This is a genomic window from Haloferax sp. s1 (assembly GCF_058382125.1).
This window is the reverse complement of the sequence record NZ_JBZRPK010000590.1, coordinates 1-8,668: the sequence shown is the minus strand read 5'-3', so window position 1 is coordinate 8,668 and position 8,668 is coordinate 1. Positions and strand designations below refer to the sequence as shown.

The window sequence follows — 8,668 nt, the reverse complement described above, 5'->3', positions numbered from 1 at the left end:
CGATAGTGTCCGCCGCACCGACGGTGATGGTCATCACTGGATTCTCCTCCCGCCGTGAGACCACGTGGTCGAGGTCCGCGGCCGGCGGGTTGACGGCGGTGTAGCGGACGCGGTCGCCGGGGAAGCCAGCTTCGAGGGCGCGCTCGACTTCGCCCGCGGAGGCGCACTCGGCGTCGATTCCGGCGTCGCGGACGGTTTCGAGAACCGCACGTCCGGCGTGTGCCTTGACAGCGTAGCTGATGTGTGCGTCGGGGAATGCTTCGCGGAGGCGGTGACAGTTCTCGCGGACGCGCTGGAGGTCGGTCACGTACAGCGGCGAGCCGAACTCGTCGGCGAGCGAGCGGAGGTGCTCGCGGTCCCAGTCGGCCAGTCGCCGGACTGCCGGACCTCCCTCGCTCATTCGCGGAGTGCCTCCTCCCGACGGGTCGCATCGAGGGTGTCGTCTTCGATGTCGAGGGCGACTACGGCGGGCTTGTACGCGCCGCCGGCGAACAGGTCGTGGTCGCCGAGCGATGATTCGACGAAGCGGGTGAATGCCCGACGGTTCGCCGGTAGGTGCCCGTAGTAGATTTCCTCGTCGACAAGGTCGTAGACGGGGATACGAGGCGTGAGAAGCGTGTTCTCGCCGACGATGGAGTTCTCACCGACGACGAAGCCGGAGGTGACGCGACAGCCAGCGCCGAGGGCTGCACCGTCTTCGACGACGACCGGCGCGTCTTCGACGGGTTCGAGAACGCCCCCGATGAGGGTGTTTGCCCCGAGCTTTACGTCCGCGCCGATTTGGGCGCACGAGCCGACGGTATCACAGGAGTCCACGAGCGTACCGTCACCGACGGACGCGCCGATGTTGACGAAGGAGGGACTCATCATGATACAGTCGGAGCCGAGGTGTGCGCCACGGCGGATAACGGTCCCATCGGGCGTGTTGCGGGTGCCGCGGTCGCCAAGGTCGTCGGTGTCGCGAAGGGGAAGCACGTCGTGGTAGCGAACGTCGCCGTACTCGCGGGTGAGCGTCTCGCGCAGGCCGAAATTGAGGAGGATGCCCCGCTTGACCCACTCGTTGGCCTCCCACGAGGTCACGTCGGTCCCCGTCTTCTCGGCGGCGCGCACCTCGCCCGCTTCGAGGGCGTCGAGGAACGCGTCGAGCGTGTCGAGTTCGTCGACGGTTGCAGACGCGGCGTCTACGTCGCCGTCGTCGTATCGCTGCCACAGGGTTCGTACGTCAGATTCCAGACTCATTCCAGCACCTCGGTGAAATCGTACCACCCGGCGTCGCGGTCTGATACCCACGCCGCGGCGTCGAGCGCGCCGGCGGCGAAGACACCCCGCGACCCCGCGCGGTGCGTTAGTAATAGTGACTCGTGATTGCCAGCCAGTAATACCTCGTGCTCACCGGCAATATCCCCCGCTCTTCGAGCGTGGACGCCGATTTCTTCTTCGCTTCGCGGGGCTTCGCCCTCACGGCCGTGGACACGTGGGGAGTCGCCGCGGGCTTCGTCTATATCTTCCAGAAGTGTCAGTGCCGTCCCGCTCGGCGCGTCTCGCTTGGCGTTGTGGTGCGTTTCGGTGAGTTCGATATCGTAGCCGTCGAGCGCGGGAACCGCCTCGCGGACCGCCCGGCGGAGCGCCGCGATACCGCGCGAGAAGTTCGAGGCGTAGAGCACCGGAACCTCTTCGGCTGCCTCGCGGAGTGCATCGAAGCCACCCTCACTCAGTCCGGTCGTCCCCGAGACGAAGGCGACGCCCGCTTCGACGCAGGCGGTCGCGGCTTCGATGCAGGCCGACGGGCCGGTGAAGTCCACGAGCACATCAGGACGGTTCTCCGCGAGCAGGTCGGGGAGGTCGGCGGCGTCTTCGACGGTGACGCCCTCGACTTCCGCACCCGGCGAGCGACTGACCGCAAACGCGACATCGAGGTCGTCACGGTCGGCGGCCGCGGCGAGGACTTCCTCACCCATTCGTCCGGTTGCGCCCGTGACGCCGACGGTGACCGTCACGCGTCGTTCCCTCCATCGGGGACCGCCGACTCTGCGGTGAGTTCGTCGAGGATGCGGCGGAGTTCTTCTGTGTGTTCGTCGGTGAGTCGCGTCAGCGGCGGGCGCAGGCGCGCCGGGCCGTAGCCGCGGATTTCCATGGCTTCCTTGACCGGAATCGGATTCGTTTCCACGAACAGGTATCGACAGAGCGGCCCGAGTTCGTGGTGGATGTCGCGGGCGCGTTCGTAATCACCTTGCAGCGCCGAGTGAACCATCGCGCCCGTGCGTGCGGGTTCGATGTTCCCAACGACCGAAATCGTCCCGACGCCACCGACGGCGAGCGTCTGGAGCGTGAGTCCATCGTCACCTGAGAGGACCGCGAAGTCTTCGTCGCGGGTGTACTCGACGACCTGTGAAATCTGTCCGAGGTCGCCGCTTGCGGCCTTGTAGCCGACGATATTCGGGTGCTCGGCGAGCGTCGCAACCGTCTCGGGGAGGATGTTGCTTCCGGTGCGGCCGGGGACGTTGTAGACGATTTGTGGCAGGTCGACCTCGTCGGCGATGGTCCGGTAGTGTTCGATGAGTCCCGCCTGTTCGGGCTTGTTGTAATACGGCGAGATGAGAAGGAGCGCGTCGGCACCGGCGTCGGCAGAGCGCCGCGAGAGTTCGAGCGCCTCGCGGGTCGAGTTCGAACCGGACCCGGCGATGACGGGGATGTCTTCGACCGCCTCGACGACTGCCTCGACCACTTCGACGTGTTCGTCGTGGGTCAAGGTCGCCGATTCGCCGGTCGAACCGACCGGGACAAGCCCGTCGACGCCGGCGGCTTCCAGTCGCCGAACGTCGGATTGTAGTTGTTGGAAGTCGATACTCCCGTCCTCGTCGAACGGAGTGGTCATCGCGGGATAGACGCCGCGAAGGTCAAATGTTGTCATGTGTCGTTGTGTTGTGTGGAGACGGTTGTGGTGATGTGTGAGAAACGGTCGTGAAACCGAGTGCGTGTCAACCGAAGGCCGCCCGAGACGGGGTCGCTACTCCCGCAACGAGCGATTCAATACACGCGTTTTTTCGAAAAGAAAGCGGCACGCGACGCTGTCGACCGTGTTGTGGCCGGCGAAGGTCGCGTCGCGTCGTTCACACCAGATGTGGGTACTGGAAGTATAATATAACTTGCGCAGCCTGCAGGTCCTGCCGCGCGGGCGCTGGCACTGACGGTTCCGTTCATCCAGGTCTACATTCCGTTCATCCAAGTCTACACTTCTACTTCTTCGAGGACGGAACGACCGCCTCCGGGTTTCGACTCCCACTCCCACTCGTCTTCGATTCGGACGCGGCCGTCGACCAACTCTTCGGCGATTCCAACCAAGTGACCCGTCGAAGTCTCGTGGTCCTCGTTGAGCTGTACGTACCGTATGTTCAGGATGCGTCCGTCGAACGTGCCGGTCAGGAATCCTTCGATGATTGTTCCTCCAGCGTAGTGAGCGGTGACGACGTTGCCGTCCTGTTCAAAACGAAACCGGGTGTCACCGCCGACTTCCCCACCGTCGTTTTCGACGCCTACGAGTGTTCGGCCGTCGAGGGATAGCGTCTGGGCCATGCTTGGACCTAGCACGGTACTGAGTTACGTGTTTCTACGACGACCGAACGTACCCGATGGGAGTCTGTCTGAGTTCCGCTCCCGGACGGTTATTAGTCCGGGCCGTCCAATCGACACACGAATGACTGAGATTCACCCCGGTCAGCGCGTCGCCATTCTGGCTGATGCGCAGAACCTTTACCATACGGCACAGAGCCTTTATTCGAGAAATATCGACTATTCGTCGCTGTTGCAGAAAGGAACCGCAGGGCGGGACTTAACCCGGGCTATCGCCTACGTCATCCGCGCGGATTCGCCGGACGAAGACCGTTTTTTCGATGCACTCGTCGACATCGGGTTCGAGACGAAAATAAAGGACATCAAGACGTTCGGTGACGGGTCGAAGAAAGCCGACTGGGACCTGGGTATCGCGCTGGACGCGGTCAGTCTCGCGAACCACGTCGACACCGTCGTCCTCTGTTCGGGCGATGGTGACTTCGAACGACTCTGTACGCACCTCCGCCACGAGGGTGTTCGAGTCGAGGTGATGGCCTTCAAGGAGTCGACAGCAGACGAACTCGTCGAGGCCGCAGACACCTTCATCGACCTCTCAGAGCGAAAAGAGACGTTCTTGTTGTAAGTTTCAGCGCGTTACTGTCCTACTCGAACTGTGGAATCACCGAATCGCCGTCGATGTCTGGACCGGTAGGTTCGGCAGGGCTTGATTGGTGTTCCTCGAAGAAAGCGACCGCGTAGGTGGTCTTGAACGCCGTCAGTAACATCTGCATCGCCAGTGAAATCGCCGCGATAGCGACGAGTTCGGTCACCGAAAAACCCATCCCGGCAGGCATGCCTGCGGTCGCAGCCCCGCCCGTGCTCTGTATCGTTTGGAAGTTCTGAATCGTCCGGAAGAACACGAATCCCAAAACAGGCAGTGCAGTGATGATTCCGGCGACCACTTGGATAACCGAGTAGCCGAGCGTCGGCACGATATTCGACCAGACGAAGCGATAGCTTTGTTGGAACGACTCGATTGCACCGGCGTCGTTGACAACGACAGCGACCGGGAAAAACTGGATGAAGAACATGATAGTTGTGTATGCCAACACGAGCAGCCCGGCGAAGAGGAGAAGGACGATGACGCCGCCACTGAAGGCAAGGTCACCGCCAGTGGCGGCAGCACCGAAGCCGAGTGTAAACACGCCTGCGATAGTGAGGAAGATGAAGATGATAACGAAGGGGATGGTGATACCCAACTCGACAACGTTCGCCAGCAAGAGCGGCACGTACTTCTCACGACCGACGTCGGTCAGCGTGGACAACGAGGTCCGCGACGTGTCGCTTTCGACTGCCTCGTCGGCCATGCCGTAGATTCCAGCGATGATGAACGGCGTGATAAAGAACGTCAGCGCCTGCAACGCCAGCGGGAGGAGGGGGGGATTTGCGCCAACTGTGCGGCGGTCTGCGGGAGTACGACGAGACCGAGAATGAGTCCGCCGAGGAACAGGACCGGGTTCGTTCTGATACCTCGGAGGGCGGTTTGGAGGGACTTGATAGCAGCCATCATTCGACGTGTCGATTCGATAATACGTAAATGGGAGGGTTGTCATCGGTGAAAATCGGAATAAGCGTCGTCGAGTCCTGCGGTTAGCGGTCACGGAGTGGGACGGATACGAGAAACAAATCAATTAGATAACACACTGATGGGAGAGAAATAACTGACTAATATCAAATGGATAACAAACCGAGAGCAGAAACAGAGCAGAGAGAGGATAGAAAGACGGCGGAGAGACGGACAGTCAAGCCGTCGGCGAAGATACCCGGAAAGCGGTGGCGAGTGCACCGAGCATGGCAATAGCGGCGAGGAACATCGAAAGCCGCCCGTCGATGGCTGTCTGCGTGAGAAGCCCGCTGCTCACGAGGAGCAAGACGGTTCCCACGCCGGCGAGCCGAACGTCCGCAGTCATACTCCGACGGCGGTCGTTCCGGTACTTATGACTTTTCGTCTGGGCCTGTAGTGACAACATGCCTCACCCCATCGTCCGCGACCGCGACCCACTTTAGCCGGCAGGGAGAACGACCGGGTATGACCGAAGCCGACGCGGCCGACCTGGCAGACCTCCGGGTCGTCGCAGACTACCAGTTTGGGGGCGGTGCGGGTGACGCACTGTTCCCTGCCGACGCGGATATCGAACTCTCACGCTCGCGGAGCGGCCGCCCGCGACAGGTGTACGTCGAGGGCGACCGCGTCACCTCCTACGGAACCGACGGCCGCTTCACCCTCGGCATTGCCGGCGGGCGGCGACTCCGTGCCGAACTCGACGATGCGTACGTCGTCCGCGTGGGCGACGAGTCCATCCCGTTCGTTCGCGACGGCAAGAACGTCTTCGCGAAGTTCGTGACCGATGTGGACCCCGACATCCGCCCGAGCGACGAGGTTTGCGTCGTCGGTCCCGACGGCAACCTCCTCGGCGTCGGGCGCGCGGAACTCTCTGCAGATGCCATGCTCGACTTCGAGACGGGGATGGCCGTGCGGGTCCGCGAAGGTGCGGGAAGCGAAGAATAGCGACGGGAAAATATCCCCACCCCCGGCGCCTGCCGGAGTCGGAACCCGGTTTTACAGATACTGCGCTAGTCCGAGTGCTTCGACGAGCGGAACACCCGCAATCACGGCACCGATGAGATAGCCGCCGATGGCTCCGCCGTTGAGAAGCGGGAGTCCGGCGTGGGCGCGGCCTTTCATCACGGCCCACATGAGACCGGCGAAGCCGATGAACGTCCCGACCATGGCGAGCAGTGCGGGCAAATTCAACACCGGAAGCGCCGAGATGCCGAGCGCCGGGGCTTCCGAGAAGACCGCCGCCGACGCGACCATCACCGTCGGCATGACCGCGTCGCCGAGACCGATGAAGAACGCGTCGCGGTCGGCGGGGTCGCGTTCTTCGTCTGTGTCTCCTGCGTCTGCGTCTTCCGCATCGTTCCCGGCGTCTGCGTCCGCTGCATTCTCACCGACATCGTTTGCATCACGCGCGAAGTCGTCGTCGAGGAGCGAGTACGAGAAGGTCGTCGGGATGACGAGCACGACCGGAATTCGGAGGTCCATCACTCCTTCGGCGAGGTCGAGCATGTGTTTCGTCTTGTAGACGCTGATAGCGTCGTAGACGGCGAGAACCGATAGGAGTACGAGCGACGGGAGCAGTCCGAAACTAATGCCGAACAGTCCTGCTGCGCCCGCGCCCATGAGCGCTCCCGAGATGTCGATGACGTACCACTCGGGATAGACGAAGAGCGCGATGGCGACGGCCGCCGAGAGACCGATTGCGAGGGGTTCGCTCGGGATGATGGCCGAGAAGACGTACCACGAGAGCAACCCGCTCGTAAAGACGATAATCCCGCGAATGAGTTGGTCGAGGTCGTATTTGAACGCCGCGAGCATGAACGCCGTCATACCGATAATCGCGCCGATGTAGACGAGGCTATTCGTCGGGTTTGACGGGTCGTCGAACGTCTGGTATCCGAGTTCGGAAAAGGTCGGAGCGAGGGCGAGCGCACCCACCTGTACGACGAGGAAGATGAGGGCGGCGAGGGCGACCCCTCGATAGGCGCGGCGTGACATGAAGGGGCGTTTCCACCCGAAGGCTTTGGGGATTGCGCTCTGGATTCGTCAGCGGGCGTAAAGTTTGCTGCCGACGAGTCGCGCTGGATTGCCGTCGTCAGCCGTGATAGCGACGTACGGACGGTCGACCGGGCCGAACACGTCGACGATACGGCCAACTGTCGAGAGCGATTCATCGACGACCATCGTGCCGATGTCCGGTTGGTCGTCGTTGCCGAGGCGAACGATAGCGAGTCCTTGTGCCGTTCGGGAGACGGTGCCGATTCGTCGCATCAGTCGCGGAGGATGTCGACGTAGGCGGCGGCGGCCTGTACGATGTCGTTTTTGGTGGCGTCGTCGGCGTTGTTCACGAGGACGCGACCGCGCGGCTCGAACTCACGGGAGTACTGTTTGTCTCGTTCGATGACCGCGTCGTAGCCGACCTGCTGGACGGCCTTCGCAACTTCGTCTACGGTCGGGTCTTCGACTGCTGCCGACTTGGAGACCCGCCGACCCTCGCTACGCGAAAGCGAGGCGTCGAGGTAGGCGGGGTAGATGACGTTCTCGACCATACCCGTGTCTCCGCCATCCGACGGTAATACGGTTGTGGTCTCTTCGGGGCGGGGGGCAGACGCCTGACGATTCCGTAGTCGGATGTTTATTATACAATGCGTGGTGGGAAACAAGTGACATGAGCGGATTCGGGTACGTTGGATTGGTTATACTGTCGGTCGTGTTCGGGTTTTCGTTCCGGTGGCTCGACCCGGGAGCTTCCGCGCAAGTGTCTCAGCAGTTCGGAATCCCCAGTCACGTGGGCTGGACGTTCGCTATCGCGGCGTTCCTGTGGGCGTACCTCCCCGTTCTCGCGGGAGCAGACATGGGCAACGAACTGTGGTTTTTCGGGTCCGTGGTCGCCGGGGTTGGGTTCTTTGCCGTGGCTGTCTCCGTGAGTTCGATAGACGCGTATCGCCTGTTGCGGCGTGTGTCCTTCGCCCAACCCGAAACCAACACCCCGAGCCATACACACTCGCTCGTCGGCACTTCGGGTCTACCGACACCACTCTCGGGCGACCGGGAAGACGAGCCCAAAACACCGTTTTCCGGTCGCCCGTCTGTCTACACCGATTGGACCGTCCGAAGAGGAGATTTCAACAGTTCGAGGAGAGAGTGGAAGCATTTCGGCGAAGGGACTGAGCAAGCCGAATTCTCGCTCGGAGACGGCACAGTCGAGGTCACTGCAGAGGACCCCCGCACGTTCAACAAAAAAGAACACACGTTCACTATCGACCTCTCGAAGCACGTCCCGGAGCCTGCGGCCACGTTCCTCAGGGAGCATCCGGACCTCCCGGCTCCCGAGTCGTCGGACGACAACCTCCAATTCGCCGAGCGATATATCCCTGCCGACAGCTCTGTCACCGTCATCGGAAACGCGACTCAAGCCGCCGACCCCGGCGTCGTCTGTATCGAAGGAGCGTCTGAATCGGTCTTAATTCGAGGCGACGCCGAACTCGCGCGTTGCAC

11 protein-coding genes and 2 pseudogenes are annotated in these 8,668 nt (G+C 62.2%); 3 read left to right on the top strand and 10 right to left on the bottom strand.

Annotated elements, in window-relative coordinates; translation table 11 throughout:
• The 5 genes and pseudogenes from QT222_RS11625 to QT222_RS11605 form a co-directional block, all read right to left on the bottom strand.
• A pseudogene (locus QT222_RS11625) lies at positions 1–400 on the bottom strand (diaminopimelate decarboxylase); the annotation flags it as partial.
• Positions 397–1,239, bottom strand: coding sequence for a 2,3,4,5-tetrahydropyridine-2,6-dicarboxylate N-succinyltransferase (locus QT222_RS11620; protein WP_004572567.1), 843 nt, complete (start codon positions 1,237–1,239; stop codon positions 397–399). The pseudogene QT222_RS11625 and the gene QT222_RS11620, both read right to left, overlap by 4 nt.
• Complete coding sequence (gene dapB / locus QT222_RS11615) at positions 1,236–1,997, bottom strand: 4-hydroxy-tetrahydrodipicolinate reductase (protein ID WP_491477265.1); 762 nt, start codon at positions 1,995–1,997, stop codon at positions 1,236–1,238. The genes QT222_RS11620 and dapB overlap by 4 nt, the downstream gene beginning before the upstream one ends.
• Entirely contained in the window at positions 1,994–2,911 is a 918-nt protein-coding gene (gene dapA, locus QT222_RS11610) for a 4-hydroxy-tetrahydrodipicolinate synthase (RefSeq protein ID WP_491477264.1), read from the bottom strand. The genes dapB and dapA overlap by 4 nt, the downstream gene beginning before the upstream one ends.
• A 317-nt stretch (positions 2,912–3,228) precedes the next feature.
• Positions 3,229–3,573: an avidin-fold protein gene (locus QT222_RS11605; RefSeq protein WP_004572564.1), complete on the bottom strand. Its 345-nt coding sequence runs from the start codon at positions 3,571–3,573 to the stop codon at positions 3,229–3,231.
• A 121-nt stretch (positions 3,574–3,694) separates the two neighbouring features.
• On the opposite strand from QT222_RS11605, the gene QT222_RS11600 reads away from it, so the two are divergent.
• Complete coding sequence (locus QT222_RS11600; protein ID WP_491477263.1) at positions 3,695–4,192, top strand: LabA-like NYN domain-containing protein; 498 nt, start codon at positions 3,695–3,697, stop codon at positions 4,190–4,192.
• Between the two features lie 19 nt (positions 4,193–4,211).
• Here QT222_RS11600 and QT222_RS11595 read toward each other — a convergent pair.
• Positions 4,212–5,116, bottom strand: a pseudogene (locus QT222_RS11595) (DUF7847 domain-containing protein).
• 235 nt (positions 5,117–5,351) lie between these two features.
• Positions 5,352–5,519 carry a hypothetical protein gene (locus tag QT222_RS11590; RefSeq protein ID WP_169330952.1) on the bottom strand — a complete coding sequence of 56 codons (168 nt, stop codon included), beginning with the start codon at positions 5,517–5,519 and terminating at the stop codon, positions 5,352–5,354.
• Positions 5,520–5,638: 119 nt separating this feature from the next.
• Between QT222_RS11590 and QT222_RS11585 the strand changes: the two genes are divergently transcribed.
• Positions 5,639–6,118, top strand: a complete 480-nt coding sequence (locus QT222_RS11585; protein WP_491477262.1) for a PUA domain-containing protein — start codon at positions 5,639–5,641, stop codon at positions 6,116–6,118.
• A 51-nt stretch (positions 6,119–6,169) separates the two neighbouring features.
• On the opposite strand, the gene QT222_RS11580 is transcribed toward QT222_RS11585, so the two are convergent.
• Genes QT222_RS11580 through srp19 form a run of 3 tightly spaced genes read right to left on the bottom strand, consistent with a single transcriptional unit; the run spans position 6,170 to position 7,719 of the window.
• Positions 6,170–7,168, bottom strand: coding sequence for a presenilin family intramembrane aspartyl protease PSH (locus tag QT222_RS11580; RefSeq protein WP_004572558.1), 999 nt, complete (start codon positions 7,166–7,168; stop codon positions 6,170–6,172).
• 48 nt (positions 7,169–7,216) lie between these two features.
• Positions 7,217–7,441: an H/ACA ribonucleoprotein complex subunit GAR1 gene (locus tag QT222_RS11575; RefSeq protein ID WP_491477261.1), complete on the bottom strand. Its 225-nt coding sequence runs from the start codon at positions 7,439–7,441 to the stop codon at positions 7,217–7,219.
• Positions 7,441–7,719: a signal recognition particle subunit SRP19 gene (srp19, locus tag QT222_RS11570; protein ID WP_004572556.1), complete on the bottom strand. Its 279-nt coding sequence runs from the start codon at positions 7,717–7,719 to the stop codon at positions 7,441–7,443. Before srp19 ends, QT222_RS11575 begins: the two co-directional genes overlap by 1 nt.
• Positions 7,720–7,928: 209 nt before the next feature.
• Here srp19 and QT222_RS11565 point away from each other — a divergent pair.
• A partial coding sequence (locus QT222_RS11565) for a hypothetical protein (protein WP_491477260.1) occupies positions 7,929–8,668 on the top strand: 740 nt, incomplete at its 3' end.